Source organism: Streptomyces sp. NPDC040410, from assembly GCF_055595715.1.
Window position 1 is genome coordinate 140,262 of the sequence record NZ_JBVIVK010000003.1, and the last position, 22,805, is coordinate 163,066.

Here is a 22,805-nt window from a genome sequence, read left to right on the forward strand (position 1 = left end):
GACCCCCCGCAAAACGATACGTACGACGGAGAGGCTCCGCTCAATCCTGTCCGGGCGGGTTTTTCGGCTTGGTCCGCTTCGGCTCCGCGCTTCGCGCCCGCGCCGGGAGGCGGTCGGTCGGTCAGTCGGTCACGTCGATCGCGTACCGGTTCGTCTCGACGCCGGCCGCCGTGACCACCTGCACGTCCACCCGCCCGGGCTCCACGTCCGCCGGTACCGGCAGGGTCAGCACCGCGTCCGTGGGGTTGCTGAAGCCCCCGGTCACCGGCACGAGCGGGACATGTACGTGAACGGTGCCGATGCGTACGACCATTCGGGACAGGCGGTCGGCGCTCTGGGCGCCCGGCGGGACGAACCCCGCCCCGCGGATCTCGATGTCGTCGCCGGTGCGGATCGGCGCGTCCAGGTCGCCGGCCTCCCTCGACCGCACCACGGAGAGGATCACCGGCCGGCCGCCCTCGGCATACTTGCCGGCCACGTATGTCGCCGCCGACACCAGCACCACCACGGCCAGCCCCCACGGCAGATCCGGCAGCTGCTCCGGCCGCCGGGCCAGCCGTACGGCCGCGAACAGCAGGGCGACGGCGCTGATCACGACATACTGGATGTCGGCGAAGGCCCCGCGGCCCGCGTCGTCGGTCAGCAGGTCGGCGGCTCGCGGCCGGTCCGCGCGTACCTTCTGCAGCCGCTGCCCCAGCACCCGCAGCCCGACCACCCGCCGTACCAGCACCGCGATCCCGCACACCACGGCGAGCACGGTCACCACGCCCGCGCCGCGGGCGAGTTCGAGCCCGGAGATCAACGTGTCGCGCTCCGCGTGTCCGGATGCCGCGGCGAGACGCCCCGCCAGCACGAGCACGGCGTACGCGACGAACAGGACCCAGGCCGCGGCCACCGCACGCGATGTGGACAGTCGGTTGTCCTCGCCGATCACGGGCGCTACCGCGCCGCCTCGCGCGCGATGGAACCACGAGGCCGCAGTCAGCGCGCCGGCCACGGCCAGGGCCGCCAGCAGTCCGGCCGTGCGCGCCGTCGTCCAGCCCGCGCCGATCGCCGTGAGCGACTGCACCAGGAGCAGCAGGACGACCGCCGACCACACCGCGCACAACGTACGGCGCCACAGTCGTGCCAGCCATGTCTCGCCCTCGGCCCGGCCGCGCTCGGCGACGAGTTCGGCGGACTGTGTGAGTTCCTCCGAGACCCACTGCCGGGAGGCCGAGGCCGAGTGGGCCACCGCCGCCGGCAACCCCTGCCCGGCCGCGAAGCCGTCCCGTTTCAGCAGGAACTCGGCGATCGCCCGCCGGTGCCCCGCTCGCGCCCCGTGCGGGCAGTCCCCGCAGGTGCAGCCGCCCTCGTGGGCGCCCGCGTCCGCGCTCTGTCTCGCCTCCTGCACCGCCACGCCCGACGCCCGCCTTCCCCGCGATCTCATGATCGGCGGCCCTTGATGAGTCCGGCCACCGTGCTGTGAACAACTCCCCGAACAACGCCCCCGTGGACAGCGAATTGTGCCCTATGGCACACCATCCGTGTTTGCCGGGTCCGGTCAGCGCCGGTGAAGCCGGGACCGTCGTGTTGACCGGGCTGCGAGAATTCCCTTATGGCCGAGATCATCCAGCGTGACGGGACCTGGGCCTTCGACGGCAGCACGGTAAGGATCACGCCGGGACTGCACCGCTCCGTGCCGCTCTTCCGGCAGACGTACGGAGAGGTCGCCGTGCCGCTGGAGGCCGTCTCCGGGGTCGCCTTCGAGCCGGAGCGCAAGCGCGGACGGCTGCGGATGCGGCTGCGCGAGGGCTCCGACCCCCTCCTCCAGGCGACCGGCGGGCGGCTGCCCGGCCCGGCGGACCCGTATCAGCTGGTGGTGGACGTCGACCGGGCCGGGGTCGCCGAGTACGTGGCCGAGGAGATCCGCCACGCCCTGCTCCTCGACCAGATCCCCAAGGATCCCACCAGGACCTATCTGCTGCCGGGCCCGCCGGTGCCCGTCTCGGTCCGCTCCTCCGACGGCACGGTCTCCTTCGACGGCACTCATGTGCGGATCGACTGGGCCGACACGTCCGACCGGGTCAAACGCGCGACCGGCCCGCGGATCATCTCCGTCGCCGACCTCGTCCAGGTCGAGTGGCTGCCCAACTCCGGCTACGAGGACGGCTTCCTGCGCTTCGTGACCCGCGAGACCGCGTTCTCCAAGCTGCCGCCCGAGAAGGACCCGTACGCCCTGGACCTGTGGGGCAGCACCCGCCGCGACCTGCTCACGGCCCTGGTCGCCACCGCGGTCACCGCCCGGCTGCCGCACCCGTCCGTCCAGGCGGGTGACCCCGCGGACCTGCCCCGCGCGGCGGCCTCCCTCCCGCCCTCGGCCGACCATCACGACGTCCTCCTGCGCCGCCTGCGCGAGTTGGGCGAGCTGCACCGCGACGGGGTGCTCACGGACGAGGAGTTCGCGATGACGAAGGCGGTCGTGCTGCGCGGGTTCTGACGCGTCAGGAGGGGTCCTCAGCTGAGCAGATCCGGCTCGCTGCGGCTGATGTCCTGCCACAGGGGCTGGTAGTTGATCCACGCGACCAGGTCCCCGCCCAGCTGCTCCCGGGTCGCCACGGCCGCCTTGTGGTCGATGAGCAGGGGACGGCCGGCCGCCTTCGCCATCAGCTGCACCTGGCAGGAGCGTTCCATGGACAGGAACCACCAGGCCGCGGCGTCCACCGAGTCGCCGACCGTCAGCAGCCCGTGGTTGCGCAGCACGACCGCCTTGCGCGAGCCGAGCGCCGCCGCGATCCGCCGGCCCTCGTCGGCGTCGACGGCGACGCCGGTGTATGCGTCGTAGAGAGCGTGATCCTCGTAGAAGGCGCAGCTCTCCTGGGTGAGGGGGTCCAGCAGGTCGCCGAGCGCGGACAGGGCCCGCCCGTGCACCGAATGGCAGTGGGCGACCGCGACGACGTCGGGACGGGCGGCGTGGACCTGGACGTGCACGGTGAACGCCGCCTGGTTGACGTGGTAGCGGCCGTCGATCACCTGCCCGTCCGCGTTGGCGAGGACCAGGTCGCTGAGGGTGACGTGCCTGAACGGCAGGCCGAACGGATTGACCCAGAAGCAGTCGCTGAACTCCGGGTCGCGCGCGGTGATGTGCCCCGAGACCCCGTCCTCGAAGCCGAGCCGCCCGAAGATCCGCAGCGCGCCGGCGAGCCGCTCCTTGCGGTGCCGGCGCTCGTCGTCGAGCGACTCGTGCATGGGCGGCATGGCGAACCGCAGCCGGTCGGTGGGCAGGGGCAGCGGCGGAGTGGGCCCGGCCGCGGGCGTCCCGTGCATGTGTCCTCCAGCACTGGGTTGCTTCACGGGGCGGAAGCTACCGTCGGTCAGCCCGAAAGGGCAGAGCTGATTGCCGAGCTGTTTTGTGAAGATGACGCGTGCGACCGTTCCGAGGGCTCGCGGGCCCGGGATGCGGAACCAGATGCTCCTGGTCAGTACAGCAATACCCGACAACAGATACCCGACAGCAGATGTCAGGTATAAGCGCCACACTCGCCGTATGACAGCTCATACAGCAGCGAACTGGGCAGCCTTCGCCACCGCCGCACCTGATCTCGCCAATACCGTCGAAGAGCGCTTCGGCGCCTTCACCCACCACGTCCTCGCGACCCTCCGCAAGGACGGCTCGCCCCGCACCACCGGACTCGAGGTGCGCTTCCTGGACGGTGAGCTGTGGCTCGGCATGATGCCGGACTCGCTCAAGGCGCTCGACCTGCGCCGCGACCCGCGCTTCGCGCTCCAGGCGAACCCCGGGGAGGGCACCGGCATGGGCGGCGGAGACGCGCGGATCAGCGGGCGGGCGGTCGAGGTGACGGACGCGCGGGCGAAGGCCTCTTACACGGAAGAGGTGGAACCGCCGGAGCCGTTCCACCTCTTCCGCACCGAGCTGACGGAGGTCGTACGGACCTTCGTCGAGGACGACAAGTACCTCGTCGTCGAGGTCTGGAAGCCCGGAGCGCCGGTGCGCACGCTCAAGCGGACCTGAGCCCGGAAGGGCTCACTCCCACTCGATGGTCCCCGGCGGCTTCGAGGTCACGTCGAGGACGACCCGGTTGACGTCGGCGACCTCGTTCGTGATCCGGGTCGAGATCTTCGCGAGGACGTCGTACGGCAGGCGCGACCAGTCGGCCGTCATGGCGTCCTCGGAGGAGACCGGGCGCAGGACGATCGGGTGGCCGTAGGTGCGGCCGTCGCCCTGGACGCCGACGCTGCGGACGTCCGCGAGCAGGACCACCGGGCACTGCCAGATGTCGCGGTCGAGGCCCGCCGCCGTCAGCTCCTCGCGGGCGATGGCGTCGGCCTCACGCAGCAGGTCGAGGCGGTCCTTGGTGACCTCGCCGACGATACGGATGCCGAGGCCGGGACCGGGGAACGGCTGGCGCTGGACGATCTCCTCCGGCAGGCCGAGCTCCTGGCCGACCATGCGGACCTCGTCCTTGAACAGCTGGCGCAGCGGCTCGATCAGCTGGAACTCGAGGTCCTCGGGGAGCCCGCCGACGTTGTGGTGGGACTTGATGTTGGCGGTGCCGGTGCCGCCACCGGACTCGACCACGTCCGGGTAGAGCGTGCCCTGGACGAGGAAGGCCACCTCCGGACCCTCGTCCGCGATGATCTCCGCCTGCGCCTGCTCGAAGACCCGGATGAACTCCCGGCCGATGATCTTCCGCTTCTCCTCGGGGTCACTGACCCCCTTGAGCGCGGTGAGGAACCGCTCCTCCGCGTCGACGACCTTCAGCTGCACGCCGGTCGCCGCGACGAAGTCCTTCTCGACCTGCTCGGTCTCGCCCTTGCGCATCAGGCCGTGGTCGACGTACACGCAGGTCAGCTGGGACCCGATGGCCCGCTGGACGAGGGCGGCGGCGACCGCGGAGTCCACACCGCCGGACAGACCGCAGATCGCGCGCTTTCCGCCGACCTGCTCGCGGATGGACGCGACCTGCTCCTCGATCACGTTGCCCGTGGTCCAGGAGGGAGTGAGGCCGGCGCCACGGTAGAGGAAGTGCTCCAGGACCTGCTGGCCGTGCGTGGAGTGCATGACCTCGGGGTGGTACTGGACGCCGTAGAGCTTCTTCTCGTCGTTCTCGAAGGCGGCGACCGGGACGACGTCCGTGGAGGCCGTGACGGTGAAGCCTTCGGGGGCTGCGGAGCAGGCGTCGCCGTGCGACATCCACACCGACTGCTCGTCCGGGGTGCCCTCGAAGAGGGTGGAGCCCGACTTGGAGACGTGCAGCGGAGTACGGCCGTACTCTCGGGCGCCGGTGTTGTCGACGGTGCCGCCCAGGGTCTGCGCCATCAGCTGGAAGCCGTAGCACATGCCGAAGACCGGGACACCGGCCTCGAAGAGCGCGCGGTCGAGGCGGGGGGCGCCCTCGGCGTAGACCGACGAAGGGCCGCCGGAGAGGATGATCGCCGCCGGGTTCCTGGCGAGCATCTCGGCGACCGGCATGGTGCTCGGCACGATCTCGCTGTAGACCCGGGCCTCGCGGACGCGACGGGCGATGAGCTGGGCGTACTGCGCGCCGAAGTCGACGACCAGGACGGTGTCGGGGGCGGCGGCAGCGTTAGTCGCTGATGACACGGGTTGCCTTCCGGCGGCTGGGCGGATCTCTGTGCTTGCCGATTCTACCGAGGTGGGCGGGGGTGACGTCCCGCCGCTTCCGGGGGTGCGCTCGTCTCACCATCCGAACCGTGTTGGACGCAGTCCGTGAGCGCGGCATACTGACCGCATGCTCACGCAAGCGACCTTCCTCTTTACCTATGGCACCCGGCCCGCCGGCTGCCATGGTCGTGCTGCTTGAGCAACCGACAAGCGACTTCCCAGGCGCCCCGGGCCGACAAGGCCCGGGGCGCCTGTCGTTTTCCGGGTCCTGCCGCTCCGGGGCACCGCATCCGACCCGATCCGATGAGGAGACCCCGACATGACCGCCACCACGACGGAGAAGACCGGCGCGCACACCCCCGAGGCCGCCGAGGTCATCAGCGACGCCCGTGAGCGCATCGACGCTCTCGACGACCGGATCATCGGCCTCGTCCAGGAACGGATTGCCGTCTCGGCCGTCATCCAGGACGCCCGGATCGCCTCAGGCGGCCGGCGTGTGAACCTCTCCCGCGAGATGGAGGTCCTCGGCCACTACAGGGAGGCGCTGGGCAAGCCCGGTACGTCCCTCGCGATGACGCTCCTCGAACTGTGCCGTGGTCGCATCTGAGTTCGGTCCGCGTCTCACCCGTACGGCGCGTGACGGCGCGCGGACCCCTTCGTTGGTCCCGGTGTCCGTGCCAGCCAGGGGCGGGCCCGAAAGAACCACGCGTGGCTCACTGGGGCGATGAGACGCACGGATCGTGCTGTGCGTCGTGGGACCTCGCTCCAGTCACGTGACCGGACGGCAGGGGACAGCAGCCCGGTCACACAAGAGAACGGCCGGCTCCGGGGACGCCCGGGGCCGACCGGCGGAAAACACAGGAACATGTACGGGGCTGGGCGAAACGGGTGCGGAGGCCAGGCCCATCCAGCACGACGCGTAGAAGCCCCCAAGTCCCGCCGCAGACAACCGCATTGCACTGTCCTGCGATGCCCCGCTGCCAGAGGTCGAGCCCATCCGCGCGCCCCGAATGCGCCGGGGCGCCGACCGAGGGGCACTCAGGCCAGCGGCGCAACCCCCCGGCGCCGCTCCCAGGCACCGGCGCTGCCCTGACGTCGGTGCTGACGAAAGAAGGGCCCCGCGGCTCCGTCCCGCGGGGCCCTTCGCATGCCCGTTCGGGGAGGGTCGGGCCCGTACCGGAGAGCACACGTGTGTGACCCGGGCCACTTGGAAAATCCGTGAACGTCGGCGCAACCATTCCCAGGCGTCGCGGATCAAACCAGGCGAACCAAGGGCCACACAGGCGCGCACCACACGCGGAGGCCCCACCCCAGCGTGCCAGCCGCAGCGCGCAGGACGTGGAGAAGGACCCGCACTCGGAGGGGGGGTGCGGGTCCTTCTCTCTGTGTGTGCGGAGCTCGCGTGGGCGGGGCTTGCTGTTCTGTGCGCGGGGCTCGCGCTCTCTGTCCGCCCGGCCCGCGGACCTACGTCCTCGGCGGCACCGCCGGCATCCCCAGGAACGGCAGCCTGAGTGCGCCGAACGCCTCCGCGGGCACCGCCGGTGTCCTCGGCTCGACCGGCTTCAGGCGCTCGTACGCCTCCCCCTGCGCCGGCCTCGGGTCCGTCTCGCCCTCGTTGGGCCAGTACGACATGGCCCGCTCGGCCTGGGCGGTGATCGTCAGGGAGGGGTTCACTCCCAGGTTGGCCGAGACCGCGGCGCCGTCGACGACCGAGATGCCGGGGTGGCCGTAGAGGCGGTGGTACGGGTCGATCACCCCGGTCTCGCGCGAGGAGCCGATCGGGCAGCCGCCGAGGAAGTGCGCGGTGAGCGGTGTGCCCATCAGTTCGCCGACGTTCGAGCCGGCGAAGCCGTTGATCTCGGCGGCGATGGCCGAGGCACCCTCCGAAGCCGCCCTGATCTGCTTGGGGTTCGGGGAACCGTGGCCCTGGCGGGCCGTCAGCAGCCCCTTCCCCACTCCGTCCGGTTTCAGGTACGTCGTCAGGGAGTTGTCCAGGGACTGCATCACCAGGCCGATGATGGTCCGCTCCGACCAGCGGCGGTTGGAGAGGGAGCGCAGCACCAGCAGCGGGTGCCGGGCGGCGTTCCGCAGCCACGCGGCGAGCCTCGACGTGCCCTCCGCGTACGGGACCTGCAGGATCGACAGGCCGCCCATGGAGTTGGAGCCCTTGCCGTAGCGGACGGGCTCGATATGGGTGTCCTCGTCGGGGTGGATCGAGGACGTGATGGCGACGCCGCGCGTGAAGTCGACCTTCGGCTCGCCCGTGACCCTGCGGTAGCGCCGGTTGTCGGTCTGCGCGCCGACCAGCGCCTCGGAGTTGGTACGGGTCAGCTCGCCCAGCCTGTCGGAGATGTACGGCAGCCGGCCGGTCGCCTTCATGCGGTGCAGCAGGGTCTGCGTGCCGTACGTCCCGGCGGCGAGGACCACCCGGCGGGCCCTGAAGACCCTGCCCTTCGACTTGCGGCGGTCGTCGGTGGGGAGGGTGGCGACCGCGTAGCCGCCCTGCGAGTCGTCCGTGATCGACACCACGGTGGTCAGCGGGTGCACGACGGCGCCCGCCTTCTCGGCGAGATACAGGTAGTTCTCGTTGAGGGTGTTCTTCGCGCCGTGCCGGCAGCCGGTCATGCACTCCCCGCACTCGGTGCAGGCCTTGCGGGCCGGCCCGGCGCCGCCGAAGTAGGGGTCCGCCACCTGCTCGCCGGGGCGCGCCTTCGCCGTCCCGTCGGAGTCGTTGCCGTCGCCGAAGAAGACGCCGACCGGTGCCATGTGGAAGGTGTCGCCGACGCCCATCCGCTCGGCGGCCGCCTTGAGGTGAACGTCGGACGGGGTCATGGTCGGGTTGAGCCGCACGCCGAGCATGCGCCGCGCCTGGTCGTAGTACGGCTTCAGTTCCTCCTGCCAGTCGGTGATGTCACGCCACTGCGGGTCCTCGAAGAACGGCTTCGGCGGTACGTAGAGGGTGTTGGCGTAGTTGAGGGAGCCGCCGCCCACGCCCGCGCCGGCCAGGACCATGACGTTGCCCAGCAGGTGGATCCGCTGGATGCCGTACATGCCGAGTTTCGGCGCCCAGAGGTAGTTCCTCAGGTCCCAGGAGTTCTTGGGGAGCGACTCCCGGGTGAAGCGGCGGCCGGCTTCCAGGACGCCTACGCGGTAGCCCTTCTCCGTCAGGCGCAGGGCGGTCACCGAGCCGCCGAAGCCCGATCCGACGACGATGACGTCGTAGTCGTAAGCGTCCTGTGGCACGTGCGGTCTCCCCTTTGAGTGTGCAGTGCGGGTGCTGTGTGGCTGATCGCGCGGTTCTCCGCGTTCACCTGAACCGGAACGCCTTCATGAGCCGCAGGCTCCTGCTCATGAACTGCGCGTACTTCTCGTCGTCCATGCCCAGTGACGGGGCCATCGGGAGCAGGCGCTGCCGGGCCACCGTCTGCGCCTCCGTGTACTTGAGGATGCCCTCGGAGCCGTGGCGGCGGCCGAGGCCGGAGTCCTTCATGCCGCCCATGGGCGACTGGACGCTGCCGTACGCCGGGGCATAGCCCTCGTTGACGTTGACCGTGCCGGTGCGCAGGCGGGCGGCGACCCCACGGCCGCGTCGGCCGTCCTTCGTCCACACCGAGGAGTTCAGGCCGTACGGCGTGGAGTTGGCGAGCCCGACGGCCTCGTCGTCGGTCTTGAAGCGGTAGATCGAGACGACCGGGCCGAAGGTCTCCTCGGAGCAGACGGACATGGGGGACTCCACGCCGTCGAGGATGGTCGGCTCGAAGAAGTACGGGCCGATGTCGGGGCGGGCGACACCGCCCGCGACGACCTCGGCGCCCTTCGCGACCGCCTCGTCGACGTGCCGGGTGACCGTCTCCAGCTGGCGCTCCCCGACCAGGGAGCCCATGTCGGCGCCGTAGGCCAGGGACGTGCCGAGCCGCATCGCGCGCGTGCGGGCGGCGAAGCGCTCGAGGAAGGCGTCCGCGATGGACTCGTGGACGTACAACCGCTCGATGGAGATGCAGAGTTGGCCCGCGGAGGAGAAGCAGGCGCGGACCGCGCCCGCGGCAGCCTTCTCGATGTCGGCGTCCTCGAGCACCAGCATGGCGTTCTTGCCGCCGAGTTCGAGCGAGACGCCGATCAGACGGGCGGCTGCGCCCTGCGCGACCTCGCGGCCGGTGCGGGTGGAGCCGGTGAAGGAGACGTAGTCGGCGCGCTTGACGACCTCGGGACCGACGACGGGGCCCTCGCCGAGCACGATCTGGAAGACGTCGGCGGGCAGCCCGGCCTCGACAAGGAGGTCGCGCGCCCACAGGGCCGTCAGGCAGGTCTCGGTGTCCGGCTTCATGACGACCGCGTTGCCCGCGACGAAGGCGGGGAGCGCGTCGCCGACCGACAACTCCAGGGGGTAGTTCCAGGGGGCGATCTGGCCGACGACCCCGCGGGGGTGGCGCAGTTCGGTGACGCGGGTGAGGGTCGGCATCGCGCCCGCGTGCCGCTTCGGCTTCAGGTAGGCGGCGGCCCTGCGGCCGTAGTGGCGGGCCGCGATCGCGACGGCCTGGACCTCCTCGTGAGCGTGCAGACGGGCCTTGCCGGTCTCCAGCTGGATCAGGTCGAGGACCTCGGCCTGGCGTTCCAGCACCAGGTCGTGGAAGCGGAGGAGGACGGCTGCGCGCTGCCGTACGGGGGTCTGCGCCCAGACGGCCTGAGCGGCCCGGGCCCCGTCGAAGGCCTTCTGTACGTCCTCGGGCGTGGACTCGGGCAGGTCGGCCAGCTTCTCGCCGGTGAACGGCGTGTGGTTGGCGGTACGGCCCGAGCCGACGACGCCCTTGGTCAGCTGGGCGACCAGCTCCGGCGTCACCACGTCGGCGGCGGTACGGGCGCCCACCGGGGCGGGGGCGAGAGGATTCGTGCCGGTCTTGGCCGGGGCCTGCGCGTCCGTCATGAGCCGCAGGGTATGCCGGGGCGGAGACTTTGGGTACCCGTCGGTAACAGGGATTCACCGACCGCACACACGGCGCCAGTGGTCACTGGCAAGGAATGCGCTGATCAGGGCGTTGTGTGACGGCGGCCGGCGCGGAGGGACCTCAACCGATCACAAGTCGGCCCCGGGCGCCCTTGAGACCGGCCCCGCCCTGCCAGGTCGTGGGTGGTGTCGGCGAGGACCGCCTCGTGGCCGTAGAAGCCGGTGGACGTCGTCCGGCGGTCACCGCTCCTCGACTTCCAGGTTCGCGATCGCCGTCTTCGCCACCTCGCGGCCTCGTTCCGTGAAGTCGCCCTTGCCCGGATAGCTCACCGTGAGCTTCAGCATGTCGCCGCCTGAGGTCTTGTAGTAGAAGATCTTCAGTTCGCGGGGGCGTGGGTTCTCACTGTCGTCGGTGGAGATGTATCCGACCGTGTTCTGGGCGGCCGGCCTGCCGTGGAAGGTTGCCTCGCCGTCGGTCTCGGTCTTCGGATTCTCGGGCATGCCGAGGCCGTAGTTGCCGCTCTCCTTGAACTCGGCGTTGTCGTCGTACATTTCGGCGGGCGCCGAGTCCGCGATCTCGTTGTTCGTGTCCTCGGACTTCTTGTCGCGGGTCACGCCGATCCAGATGCTGCCGCTCCAGTCGGTGTACGTGACCCAGTGGGTCTCGTCCGTCTCCCGGTCGGGCACGGCCCGCCGGTAGCCGTCGGGCACCGCCAGCGTGGCGGCGACGTCCTTCTCCTCGCGCAGCTTCCACCCGTCCGGCAGCGGTCCCGCGAACGGGTCCGCGATCACCAGGTACGCGGCGACCGCCGCCGCGACGACCGTGGCGCCGACGGCGATCCAGGCCTTGCGTCCGAGCCGCAGCCCTTGCCGCGGGGCCTCCGTGTGCCCCTCCGTGTGCTGCACGACCTGCGTCGGCTGGAGGGCGGGCGGATTCGCGGCCGTGTCCAGGAGGGCGCGCACCTGGGCGGCGTTCGGGCGGCGCGCCGGGTCCTTCTCCAGCAGGCCGTTGATGGCCTCGGCGAGCGGGCCCCGGGCGGAAGCGGGCGGCGCGGGCGTGGCGTTGAGGATGGACTGGAGGGTGGCGGGGGTGTTGCTGCGGCGGAAGGGGGAGACGCCCTCCGTGGCCGCGTAGAGGACCACGCCGAGGGACCAGAGGTCGCTCGCCGGGCCGGGGCGCTGGCCCAGCACCCGCTCCGGTGCGATGTACTCCGGCGAGCCGACGAAGCCGCCGGTGTCGGTGAGGCTCGTCTCACCCTCGATCTGAGCGATGCCGAAGTCGGTGAGGACGACCCGGTCGTGCCGGCCGAGGAGCACGTTGTCCGGCTTGACGTCCCGGTGCAGGATGCCCGCCGCGTGCGCCGCCTCCAGCGCGGCGAGCACCTCCAGGCCGACTCGGGCCGCCTCCCGGCCGCCGAGAGTGCCTTCCTGCAACGCGTCGCCCAGCGAACGGCCCTGCACCAGCTCCATCACGATCCACGGCTGCCCGTCCACGACCGCCACATCGTGCACGTTGACCACCGAAGGGTGGTCCAGCCGGGCCGCGGCCCGCGCCTCACGGCGCATCCGCTCGAAGGCGTTGGCGCGTTCACGCTCGGGAAGGTGGTCCGGGACGCGGGGCTCCTTGACGGCGACTTCGCGGTCCACCGTCTCGTCCTTGGCACGCCACACCGTGCCCATGCCCCCGTGCCCGAGCTTGGTGAGCAGCCGGTAACGGCCTGCGATGAGCCGCCCGGCGCCCGGGTCCTGTGCGGGCTGGGACCGCTGCGGAACGACCTGGGTGGGCGCCGTGTAGGGATTCCCGGGGTGCGGCACCGCCGCGGGCTGCTGCGGCGGACGCGGTGGTTGCAGACCAAAACTCGTCGGCTCGTCGGACCCGTAGCGGGCTCCCCCGTTGCTGCTCATGGGTCCATCCATATCGCGCCAAGCGGTCCGGTATCCACCTCGAACGCCTTCCGGTCACAGACCCGTGACCCAGCGGGCGGGCTATGTCCCCTTTGTGAAGGTGTCCACGGCGACGTCGAAGTACTCCTTCGCCTCCCGTACCTGGCCGACCGGCGCCGACACCCACACGTCGTACAGCTGCCCGTCCTCCTCCCAGCACAGGTCGTAGGTGTGCCGGGGGCCCTCCGCCGCGGTGAAGCCGTTCCAGGTGAACTCCCAGAGGGCGGCGGGGTGTCCGCGGTGCGTCGTCGCGGTGACCCGGGCGTCGTGGTAACCGGGATTGGTCGACGGCCCCCTGGCGTCCGCGCGCCGCATCACCGCGAGCGGGCCGCCCGGTTCTGGGCCGGTGACCTTGATGCCGAGGCGGACGGTCTCCCCCGGCGACATGTAGAAGACGCGCTCCCCCTGCGGCTTGCGGGTGAAGCCGTCGGGCACGGCGAGGGTGAAGCCGGCCGGGTCCTCGGCGGTGCGGTAGCCCGAGGGAGCGTGGGACTTGGGGGCGGAGGCACCGGTCGGGGATGGCGTGTTCCCGTCGGTCGGTGACGACGGACTCGTCGGACTCGTCGTGCCCGATGTACCCGATGTACCCGATGGACCGGACGTATTCGACTGCGAAGGGCTCACGGACGTCCGCGGCGCCGAACTCGCCGGCGCACGGCCCCCGCCGCCGTCCCCCTTCACCAGCAGCGCCGCCGCGGACACGCCCGCTCCCGCCATCGCGGCGACCAGCAGCGCGGCCACCAGCACACCCCGCGTGGAATGCGTCGTACGGACCGGAGCCGTGGCGGCAGCGGGGGCCGGGGCCGGAAGCGGGGCGGAAACCGAGGCGGGTGGCGCGGGCCGGCTCCGGGGCACGTCCAGCTGTGTCGGCGGGTACCCGGCCGGCGGCGTCGGCGTCCGGCCCGTGTCCCGGAACGCGCGCAGCATCCGCTCCGCCTGCGCTGCGTCCAGCCGCCGGTCCGGATCGCGCTCAAGGAGCCCTCGCACCACGGGGAGCAGAGGGGCGGCCTGCGCGGGCGGGCGGATCTCGTCGAAGACCACCGCGTGCAGGATGCCGCCCAGCGAGTCGCGCCGGAACGGCGACTCGCCGCTCAGGGCCGTGCACAACAGCGCGCCCAGCGACCACAGGTCGGACTCCGGGCCGGTCCGGGCCCCCGACATCCGCTCGGGCGCGGTGTACTCGGGCGAGCCGACGAAGGACCCGGTCTCGGTGAGCGTCGTGGCGCCGGCGACCTGGGCGATGCCGAAGTCGGTGAGGACGACCCGGCCGGTGCCGGCCTCCAGCAGGACGTTCGCAGGCTTGATGTCGCGGTGCAGCACCCCGGCCGCGTGCGCCGTGCGCAGCGCGCTCAGCAGGCCGATGCCGATACGGGCGGCCTCGGCGGCGTCCAGGGGGCCGCCCGCGGAGATGCGGTCCGCGAGCGAGCCGCCGTCGATCAGCTCCATGACGATGTACGGGCGTTCGTCGTGCTCGACGACGTCGTGGACCACGATGATGTGCGGGTGCTGCAACTGCGCGACCGCGCGCGCCTCGCGCAGGGTGCGGTCGCGCTGCCGCAGGGTCTCGTCCGCGGAGAGCGTGTCGTCGAGGGCGAGTTCCTTGACCGCCACGTGCCGGCCGAGCAGTTCGTCGGTGGCCCGCCACACCACGCCCATGCCGCCGCGCCCGAGCCGCGCCCGCAGCCGGTAGCGCCCGGCGATGACACGCGCGTCGTCCCCCTCGGTCCCCATGAGCCCCATCATGCCGCACCGGACGAACCCCTTCCGGGTCGCAGGCGACGGACGGCCCACGAGTGGCCGACAACCGACGGGCCGTACGACCGTCAGGAGGCCGGCGGCGTCCAGCCCTGAAGGACCGCCTCGAACTGCTTGCGCGTGGTCGCCCAGTCCTCGGCGGGCGAGGACATGTAGATCGCGTACTCGACGCCGTCCCGGCCCACGTACGTCTCCTCGACGGCGCGGCGCGGCCCCGGGAAGTCCGCGTCCTTCGCGAGCGCGGTCCAGGTGTACTCCCACCGGGAGCCCTCGCGGTCCCGGTAGATGTTCTTCTCCAGGACCACCCGCTTGTAGTCGAGCAGCCGCCGCAACTGCGCTTCCAGGTCGCTCTGGTGGTCGATCGGGTGGGCGAAGTCCGGTGAGGGGTCGACGGCGATGCGGACGAAGTGCTCGCCGCCGTCGGGTGTGTAGTCGATCTGCTCGATGCCGCCTTCGGTGCTGTAGACCTGCCGTTCCCAGCCCTTGGGCAGGTAGAGACTGAATCCCTCGGGGTCGTCCTTGCGTACCCAGTCGGCGGGAACACCGCCTCCGGCTTCGGGAGTCGGCGTGCTCGCACTCGGCGAGGCAGCCGTGGGGCCCTTCTGCTGCCGTCCCGCGTCCCACTTCTGCAGGCCCAGCACCGTGCCCCCGCCGACGAGTGCGGCGAGGAGGACCACGCAGGCGAGGGTGCGCACCCGGCGCCGCTTGGACGGCGAGGAGGGCCCGACGCCGGTCGAGGCGGTGACCGTGCCGTACGGGGTGCCGGTGGCCGCGTGGTAGGGGGCGCTGGTGGCCGAGGCGTACGCCGTGGAGCTCCCCGAGGAGTACGGCGCGGCCGTCCCCGACGGATACGGCGCGGCCGTCCCGGACGGATACGGCGCGACCGCCACGTGCGGGGTGTGTTCCGTACGGGACACAGACTCGCGGTAAGGGCCCCCGTACTGCGTCGGCACGAACGCCTGCGCCGCGTGCGGCCGCCGCCCCTCCGCCGCCTCCGCGAGCAGCTGCCCGGCCGCGGACGCGTCGGGACGCAGGGCGGGATCCTTGTGCAGCAGCGCGGCGATGACGGGCGCCAGCGGCCCGGCGTGGCGCGGCTCGGCGGCCTCCTCCTCGACCACCGCCTGCAGGGTGCTCAGCGGCGAGGTGCGGCGGAAGGGCGACCTGCCCTCGACCGCCGTGTACAGCGTTGCGCCGAGCGCCCACAGGTCGGAGGCCGGTCCCGGATCCTGGCCGCGGACCTGCTCGGGGGCGAGGTAGTCGACCGAACCGACGACCTCTCCGGTACGGGTGATGGTGGTGTCGCCCTCGATCTGCGCGATGCCGAAGTCGGTGAGGAGAACCCGCCCGTCGTGCCCGATGAGCACGTTGCCGGGCTTCACGTCGCGGTGGAGTACGCCGGCGGCATGGGCGGCGCGCAGCGCACGCAGCACCCACAGCCCGATGCGCGCGGCCTCCGTCGGCTCGACGCGCCCCTGGTCCTTGACCGCGTCGGCCAGCGAGTGGCCCTCGACCAGCTCCATCACGATCCAGGGCCGGCCGTCGTGTTCGAGCACGTCGTGCACGGTGACGACGGCTGAGTGGTTGATCCGCGCGGCAGCGCGGGCTTCCGCCCGGGTGCGGGCCAGCAGCCTGGGCCGGTCGCTTTCGGACACGTAGAGTGCGGCGGTCAACTCCTTGATGGCGACGGACCGGTGCAGCACCTCATCGTGCGCACGCCAAACTCGGCCCATGCCGCCGCTGCCGATCGCGTCGGCGAGCCTATAGCGCCCCGCGAGGAGCAGGCCCTGCATCTGATTCACGTTGCCCCGCAATGCTCTTGACAGGGTCAGATTAAGTACCGTCCCGCTCCCAGGGGAACACGGGGCACGCCAAGGAGACCGCACTGTGACGGTTGTCGCTTTCCGTGACGGAAGTGAACCGTCGAGCCGTCAACGGCGTACGGTCACTCGCTGTTGGGGCCGGTCGTCACCCGGTGACCTGATACGTAGCCGACGCCTGTTCGAACAGCCGCGTCACCTCGTCTCTTTCGGCCTCCGGGCCGCGCACCTGCACCACGTGGTACTTGCCGTCGACGAGCAGCGCCAGGTTGCGCACGAACAGCTCCCGGCCGTCGTCGCCGGTCCAGGTGAACTGCCCCTCGGCCATGGTCCGCCCGCCCACCTGGATCGTCTTCAGGCCGGTGGCGGTGGCCCAGCTGGAGTCGCGGTACGGCTTCAGCTCGGGCTCCTTCTCCCGCTGGTACACCATGGGATCGCTGCCGTTCGCGTCCGCGCCGTCCCGCCCCGGTACGACGATGAGCTCGAAGTTCCCGTGCGAGTACACGACCTGACCGCGCCCGTTCTCCGGCGTACGGTCCCAGCCCTTGGCGACGGCGACGCGGAAACCCGCAGCGTCGTCGCGCAGGGTGAAACCATCGGCTACGTCGGGACCTGTGGTCTGGGTTTCGGCCGAACCACTTGAACCGGCCGAACCACTTGAACCGGTTGAACCGGTTGAACCGGTCGGCTGGGAGGGACTGTTCTCCGCCGGCGACGTCTGGTCCGGGCGCGGCTCACTGCTCGCCTCCGGGGACTGTCCGGGCAACCGCCCGGCCTCACCGGCGGCACCGGTCCGGTCCGCGCCGCCCGTGTCGTCCGGGTCGGCCTTCGGCATGAAGAGCATGGCGTACGCGATCGCCGCGGCCAGCGCGACCAGGATCAGCAGCAGCAGGGTGCGGCCGAGACTGCGCGGCGAGCGGGCCTCCTCCCGGGCCCGCTTGTGCCGGCCGTGCGCACCGGCCGCGGGCAGCCCGGCGCGCCGCCTGCGCACCAGCTCGCCGCGGCGGCGTACGACGGGCAGCCGGCTCGCGTCGACGGGCGGCGCCGCGACGACGTGCGCGCCGGCCTCCGGCTCGGGCGCCGACCGCACCAGGGAACGCAGCCAGCCGCGCAGCTCCTCGAAGTCCAGGCGCTCGGTGGGGTCCTGGCGCAGCAGCGACTCCACCACCGGCCTCAGCGGGCCGCACTCCTCGGCGAACGCGGGCGGCTCCGCACACACCAGCTGCACCAGCTCGGCCGTCGACTCCTCCGGGTACGGCGCATGCCCTTGTACGGCCCGGAAGAGCAGCGCGCCGAGCGCCCACAGGTCGGTCGCGGGCCCGATCGGCGCGGCCAGCTGCCAGTTCTCGTGCACGGACCCCGCCTGCTCGGGCGCCCACCGCTCGGTCACGGGCCCGACGACAGCCATCCGCGCCTGCCGGGCCCGCTCAGCTGCCAAGGCGGTGGCCGGGCCCCGGCCCACGGGGGCAACGGCCGCCAGGTCGTCCCAGCGGGCGCGGGGGGCGGGAGTCGCGCCGAGGCCGCGGACGGGGGTCGCGCCGAGGCCTGGGGCCGGGGTGCCGGCGATGGGCGTTGCGCCGGGGCCCGGCGTCGCGGTGTGGCCGGAGCCTCGCGTCGCGGTGTGGCCGGGGTCTGGCGTGGGGTCAAGGCCCGGCGTTGACGTGTGACCGGGCGCTGATGTGGCGCCGGGGCCCGGACTCGTTGCGCCGAGTCCCGGCGATGACGGATGCCCCGGCGATGACGTTCGGCCCTGGTCCGGCACTGCCGTATGACCCGGCGTCACGACGCCGTCGTCTCCGAGAGGGAGGGCCCTACGCCCCGGGGTGCCCTGGCCGTCGGGCCCGGTCGGCGGTGTGCCGTCGGTTCCGCCGCGGGGCGCGGCACCGTGCCAGGGGGTGGCGCCCACGCCGTAGGGGTCGGCTATCCGGCCCGGGGGCGTGGTGCCAGGCGCGCGCTCCACACCGGTTCCCGGGGTGTACGACGACTGTGCCGACCCGTCGGCGCCTTCGGAGGCGGGGCGGGCTCCAGGCAGGGCCGCCCGGCCGTTCTGCTGCGCCTCCTGGACCCGGGCCGCGGCCCGCGCCCCCGCGCGATACGCGGCGATCGCTCCGGCCCGCGCGGCCCTGATGTCCCCTCCGCCGTCGGGGGCCCTGCGGGCAAGCGCGGCCGAAGACGACGCCGCCCCCGTCGCCGTGTCCGCCCCCGGAGCCGGCAGCCCCCCGGCCGCACGCGCGTCGATGGCGGCCCGCCGGGCAGCCTCGGGATCCACAGCACCGGGGCCGGGTGTCGCCCCCGGTCCGGAACCGAGGGCGACACCGGAGCCGGACGCACCGCCGATGCCCGGCCCACGGGAGGCGCCGGCACCGGTCACATCCGTCGTTCCACGAGAAGCCGCACCGCGCCCGTCACCGAGCTCCGCGGCCCCGAGACCCGCGTCCGCGCCCCACTCACCCTCCTGGGCCGGCACCGGGTCATACCCGCACAGCGCCTCCTCCGCCGCCCCGACCGCCAGGCCGGTCAGCATCACCCGGCCGTCGTCGCACACGAGCACCGTGCGCGCGGTGACATTCCGGTGCACCCAGCCGTGGGCGTGCAGCACCCGCAGCGCCATGAGGACGTCGGAGGCGACCTCGGCCGCCCGGTACGGCGTCAGCGGCTTCTCGGCGAGCAGCGTCGCCAGCGGCCGCGCGGACACCAACTCGCTGACGATCCACAGCGAACCGCCCTCGGCGAACACGTCGAAGACCTGGTCGAGCCGGGGGTGGTCGGGGATCCGCGCCGCGGCCCGCGCGGCCTCGACCGCCCGCCGGACAGCCGGGTCGGCGGGCCGCCGCGTGCTCGTGCGCGACGCGACGGGTCCCCGCGCCCCGCGGTCCCGTGGTACGCGTGCGGTGAAACCGTCCGGCAGGCCCTCCGCGTCGAGCACCTCCGCCTCGACGACCTCCGGCAACGGCACCTGCCTGACCAGGACTTCCTGCCCGCTGTAGGTGTCGAAGGCCCGGGATTCGGTGAGTTCGTACTCGTCGGAGGGCGGCGGCGGCAGGCGGTAGCGGTCGGCGAGTATCCGGCCCGCATAGTCGTCCACGTTGCCTCCCCCGGCAGCCTGGTTGGTCAATTCCGTTCGCCCTGCGACCCGTTGTGCACACCCACCTGGATGCGTACGGTCCGCAACCACTCACGATACGTGCCGGAGGCAACCCGCAAAGAGGGGATGCCAGATCTCACGTCCCAAACGCGGAAGCGCTCATCTCACGACTTCGGTTCGAAGGTCCCGGTCAGGGTCTTCCATGTGTTCTTGCGCAGCTCAGTGCCCCATTTGGCGGCTTTGGCGGTGTACATCAGCGCATATCCGAGATGGTCGTCGACGACGAAGCCGCGGTCGATCGTCCGGTACTTCGTCCCGCTCTCCACATAGGTGAACTCCCAGTCGGCCGTGTCCCAGCCCCGGTACTTCACCTCCTCTATGCGGATCTTCCGGTACTGCGAGCGGGTCATGTACTGCTCCTGGTCCTTCCAGTCCGCCACCGGGTCGCCCTTCGGCGTGGTCGTCCAGGCGACGAGCAGCTTCTGCCCGTCGGGCCCGGTGAAGCGGTCCCCCGCCGCGTCGGTGGACTGGTACTTCCACCCCGCGGGCAGCCCGATCGAGTACCCCTGACTGCCCTGGTGCGTCGACGCCACCGCGCTGTCGCCACCGGAGGAGCCGTCTGCCGACGAGCCGCTGCCGCTGCCGCCGGGCGGGCTCACCTCGGAGTCCGGAGTGCTCCCGGACTCCGAACCGGCCGGGGCGGACTCGGCCGCGCCGGCCCCGTCCGTCCGGGCGCTGTCGCTCTTGTCCTCCTTGGTGGCGGCACTCGCGCTCGCCCCGGCCGTGACCTTGGCACCGCCCCCGCTGCTCTTGGCTCCGTTCGAGTCGTCGTCTCCGCCGAACGTGAAGGCCAGCACCGTGCCGATCACGGCGAGCACCACGGCCACCGCGATGATCAGCAGCGTGCGCCGCGGCACCACATCGGTGAGCGGCGCTCTGGGCGCGGGGCGCGGCGGCAGGTCCGGCGGCGTCATCACGGGCCATCCCGAACTCCGCCCGCTCGTCGACGCGTTCGCGGTGCCGGATGGCTTGGCCGCCCCTTGTGCCTCCCGCTCACGAGCACCGGGCACCCGCCCCGAGGCAGACGCGCCCGCCCCTGCTGACGTACTGGACACATGGGTCGTGGCCGACCCCGCGGCCGCACCCTTTTCCTCCGCCGCATCGGGCTTGCCGGCCTTCGTGGCCCCGGGCGAGCCGGCGTCGGGCGAACCCGGAACGGCCGTACCGCTCCCGGCCCCGGCGCGGGCCGCGGTCGCCGAAGTGGCCGCCGCTCCGGCGGCCTTCCGCACGGACCGCAGCGCCCCGCGGAAGCGCTCGGCGGCTTCCTCGCTGCGCTTGCTCCCGGTGCCCGTCGTTGCCTTGCCGGCTCGCTCGCCCGGCTGCGCCGGCAGCGGCACGACCTTCGTCGCATCCGCCGGCTCGGGCTCCGCCGCCTTGGGCGCGGGGGCATGGAGTACCGCGTCGAGCATCGCCCGCGCACCGGCGTCGTCGAGCCGCTTCTCGGGGTCCTTGGTGAGCAGCCCGTAGATGACGTCCTTCAGCGGTCCCGCGTTCTTCGGCTCCCCGAGCGGCTCGGTCATCACCGCGGTGAGCGTCGCGATCGCGGAGCCCTTGTCGTACGGCGGCACCCCCTCGACCGCCGCGTACAGCAGCCCGCCGAGCGACCACAGGTCGGCCGCCGGCCCCGGCTTGTGGCCGCGGGCTCGCTCCGGGGAGATGTAGGAGGGCGCGCCGACGAGCATGCCGGTCGAGGTGATGGACGGGTCGCCCTCGACCTGCGCGATGCCGAAGTCGGTGAGCACGACCCGGCCGTCCTCGGCGATCAGCACGTTCGACGGCTTCACGTCGCGGTGCAGGATGCCCTCGCGGTGCGCGGACCGCAGCACGTCGAGGATCGCGAGCCCGACCTCGGCCGCGCGCCTGGGCTCCAGGAGGCCGTCCTCCCGGATGGCCTCGGCGAGCGACTTGCCCTCGACGAGCTCCATCACGATCCAGGGCCGGTCGTCCTCGTCGACCACGTCGAAGACCGTCACCGCACTGTTGTTGCGGATCCGTGCGATCGCCTTGGCCTCACGCAGTGTGCGCGTGATCAGCCGCCGTTTCTCGTCCTCGTCGATGCTGGACGGGAACCGCAGCTCCTTCACGGCCACCGTGCGGCCCAAGGTCTCGTCCTCGGCACGCCACACAGTGCCCATGCCGCCGCGGCCGAGCACCTCTCCCAGCCGGTACCGCCCGGCGAGGAGACGCTCGCTCTTGTCCTGCCGGGATGCCCCCGCCCGCTCCGCCTCCGACATGCGTCCCCTCATGCAACCCGCCCTGACAGAGGCTCCATTGTCTCTCACCCGACAAGTGCCCGACGCCCAGGGTGTCTCTCACGGCACCGGGACCGCCTCAACAGCCCTGAACCCGTCCCCGCCTTCGGCGCTCACAAACCCGGGGGGACCGGGTGCGGCGCGCCTTTCGCGGCCCTGCATGATGGGCCGCGAGAAGGAAGGACCCCGCGATGCCGCCGCTTCGGACGCTCCTGGCCGTCCCCATGGCCCTGGCGCTCCTCGGCCTGGCCGGGACCGGCTCGCAGGCGGCGCATTCAACACCGCCCACGGACGCCGTCCTTCCGCTGCTGGTCACGCGGGGCAGCGCCCCCGCCGCGGCTTTGCTGGCCCGTGAGGAGACCGGCACCCGCTACGCCCACGCGGGTCAGGGCATCGCCCTCGCCGATCACTTCCGCGGCGGCAGCATAACCAAGACCTTCATCGCCACCGTGGTCCTGCAACTGGCGGCCGAACACCGGCTGTCGCTGTCCGACACGGTGGAACAGCACCTGCCGGGCCTGGTGCACGGAGCGGGCAACGACGGCCGCGCGCTTACCCTGCGCGCCCTGCTCACCCACACCAGCGGCCTGTACGACTTCACCGCGGACACCGAGGGGGTCGTCCCCGTGCCCCCTCTTCAGGCCGTGCGCATAGCCCTCACCCACCCTCCGGCCGTCCCCGGCCACTACTCCTACTCGAACACCAACTACGTTCTGCTCGGCCTGGTCGTCGAACAGGTCACCGGCCGCTCCTACGCCGCCGAGGCCGAGCGCCGCATCATCGCTCCCCTGCGTCTGACGGGCACCTCCTTTCCCGGATCCCGCACCGCGCTTCCCTCCCCGCACGGCCGCGCCTACGCCGCCGACGGATCCGACGTCACCGAGCTCGACCCCCGGGTGGCCGGCGCCGCGGGCGAGCTGGTGACCACGCTCGCCGACCTGGACCGCTTCTACTCGGCACTGCTCGGCGGCGAACTGCTGCCCCCGCGCCGGCTGCGCGAGATGCTCGACACCCGCACCGCACACGGCTCGTACGGCATGGGCCTGTTTCCGGTGGAGCTGCCGTGCGGCACCACGGTGTGGGGGCACAACGGCCGCATCACCGGCAGCTACGTGCGCACCGCAGCCACCATCGACGGCCGTCGTGTCCTCACCTTCCGGGTGAACACGGACACGGTGACAGATCCCGGACTCGAACCCCGGCTGCTCGCCGCCGAGTTCTGCCCCCGCACCTCCTAGAACGAGCCGGTTCCGAACGAAGATCCCGGTTTACGCACTCGTTCGAGTGATCCCGGGAGGGATGCACGCGGGGGCGGAACCGAGAG

At 72.2% G+C, this 22,805-nt stretch carries 14 protein-coding genes; 4 read left to right on the top strand and 10 right to left on the bottom strand.

The genetic code is table 11. The features are described from left to right. Positions 1 to 121: 121 nt before the first annotated feature. Complete coding sequence (locus tag ACZ562_RS07935) at positions 122 to 1,399, bottom strand: hypothetical protein (protein WP_471175069.1); 1,278 nt, start codon at positions 1,397 to 1,399, stop codon at positions 122 to 124. Between the two features lie 198 nt (positions 1,400 to 1,597). Between ACZ562_RS07935 and ACZ562_RS07940 the strand changes: the two genes are divergently transcribed. Then, entirely contained in the window at positions 1,598 to 2,479 is an 882-nt protein-coding gene (locus ACZ562_RS07940; protein ID WP_471175071.1) for a DUF4429 domain-containing protein, read from the top strand. Positions 2,480 to 2,496: 17 nt separating this feature from the next. Here the strand turns inward: ACZ562_RS07940 and ACZ562_RS07945 are convergent, their stop codons facing one another. After that, a complete protein-coding gene (locus ACZ562_RS07945) occupies positions 2,497 to 3,306 on the bottom strand; it encodes a class II aldolase/adducin family protein (protein ID WP_471175073.1) in 810 nt (269 codons plus the stop codon). Positions 3,307 to 3,526: 220 nt separating this feature from the next. On the opposite strand from ACZ562_RS07945, the gene ACZ562_RS07950 reads away from it, so the two are divergent. Then, positions 3,527 to 4,012, top strand: a complete 486-nt coding sequence (locus ACZ562_RS07950) for a pyridoxamine 5'-phosphate oxidase family protein (RefSeq protein ID WP_471175075.1) — start codon at positions 3,527 to 3,529, stop codon at positions 4,010 to 4,012. A gap of 12 nt (positions 4,013 to 4,024) precedes the next feature. Here the strand turns inward: ACZ562_RS07950 and guaA are convergent, their stop codons facing one another. Then, a complete protein-coding gene (gene guaA / locus ACZ562_RS07955; protein ID WP_471175077.1) occupies positions 4,025 to 5,605 on the bottom strand; it encodes a glutamine-hydrolyzing GMP synthase in 1,581 nt (526 codons plus the stop codon). A 340-nt stretch (positions 5,606 to 5,945) separates the two neighbouring features. Here guaA and ACZ562_RS07960 point away from each other — a divergent pair, with 340 nt between their 5' ends. Continuing rightward, a complete protein-coding gene (locus ACZ562_RS07960) occupies positions 5,946 to 6,233 on the top strand; it encodes a chorismate mutase (protein ID WP_471175079.1) in 288 nt (95 codons plus the stop codon). 857 nt (positions 6,234 to 7,090) lie between these two features. Here the strand turns inward: ACZ562_RS07960 and ACZ562_RS07965 are convergent. From ACZ562_RS07965 to ACZ562_RS07995, 7 genes are all read right to left on the bottom strand, one after another. Then, positions 7,091 to 8,869 (bottom strand): GMC family oxidoreductase N-terminal domain-containing protein, encoded by a 1,779-nt coding sequence (locus tag ACZ562_RS07965; RefSeq protein ID WP_471175081.1) that lies wholly within the window; start codon positions 8,867 to 8,869, stop codon positions 7,091 to 7,093. A 64-nt stretch (positions 8,870 to 8,933) separates the two neighbouring features. Further along, complete coding sequence (locus ACZ562_RS07970; protein ID WP_471175083.1) at positions 8,934 to 10,547, bottom strand: succinic semialdehyde dehydrogenase; 1,614 nt, start codon at positions 10,545 to 10,547, stop codon at positions 8,934 to 8,936. 261 nt (positions 10,548 to 10,808) lie between these two features. Further along, positions 10,809 to 12,473 carry a serine/threonine-protein kinase gene (locus ACZ562_RS07975; protein ID WP_471175085.1) on the bottom strand — a complete coding sequence of 555 codons (1,665 nt, stop codon included), beginning with the start codon at positions 12,471 to 12,473 and terminating at the stop codon, positions 10,809 to 10,811. Between the two features lie 81 nt (positions 12,474 to 12,554). Next, the gene (locus tag ACZ562_RS07980; protein WP_471175087.1) at positions 12,555 to 14,243 is read right to left on the bottom strand and encodes a serine/threonine-protein kinase; all 1,689 of its coding nucleotides are present in this window, start codon (positions 14,241 to 14,243) and stop codon (positions 12,555 to 12,557) included. Positions 14,244 to 14,335: 92 nt separating this feature from the next. Beyond that, on the bottom strand, positions 14,336 to 16,057 hold the full coding sequence (locus ACZ562_RS07985) for a serine/threonine-protein kinase (RefSeq protein ID WP_471175089.1): 1,722 nt from the start codon (positions 16,055 to 16,057) through the stop codon (positions 14,336 to 14,338). A 175-nt stretch (positions 16,058 to 16,232) separates the two neighbouring features. Beyond that, positions 16,233 to 19,169 carry a protein kinase gene (locus ACZ562_RS07990; protein WP_471175091.1) on the bottom strand — a complete coding sequence of 979 codons (2,937 nt, stop codon included), beginning with the start codon at positions 19,167 to 19,169 and terminating at the stop codon, positions 16,233 to 16,235. Between the two features lie 164 nt (positions 19,170 to 19,333). Beyond that, positions 19,334 to 21,463 (bottom strand): serine/threonine-protein kinase, encoded by a 2,130-nt coding sequence (locus ACZ562_RS07995; protein WP_471175093.1) that lies wholly within the window; start codon positions 21,461 to 21,463, stop codon positions 19,334 to 19,336. A 209-nt stretch (positions 21,464 to 21,672) separates the two neighbouring features. On the opposite strand from ACZ562_RS07995, the gene ACZ562_RS08000 reads away from it, so the two are divergent. Continuing rightward, positions 21,673 to 22,719, top strand: a complete 1,047-nt coding sequence (locus ACZ562_RS08000) for a serine hydrolase domain-containing protein (protein ID WP_471175095.1) — start codon at positions 21,673 to 21,675, stop codon at positions 22,717 to 22,719. The last annotated feature ends 86 nt before the right edge of the window (positions 22,720 to 22,805 follow it).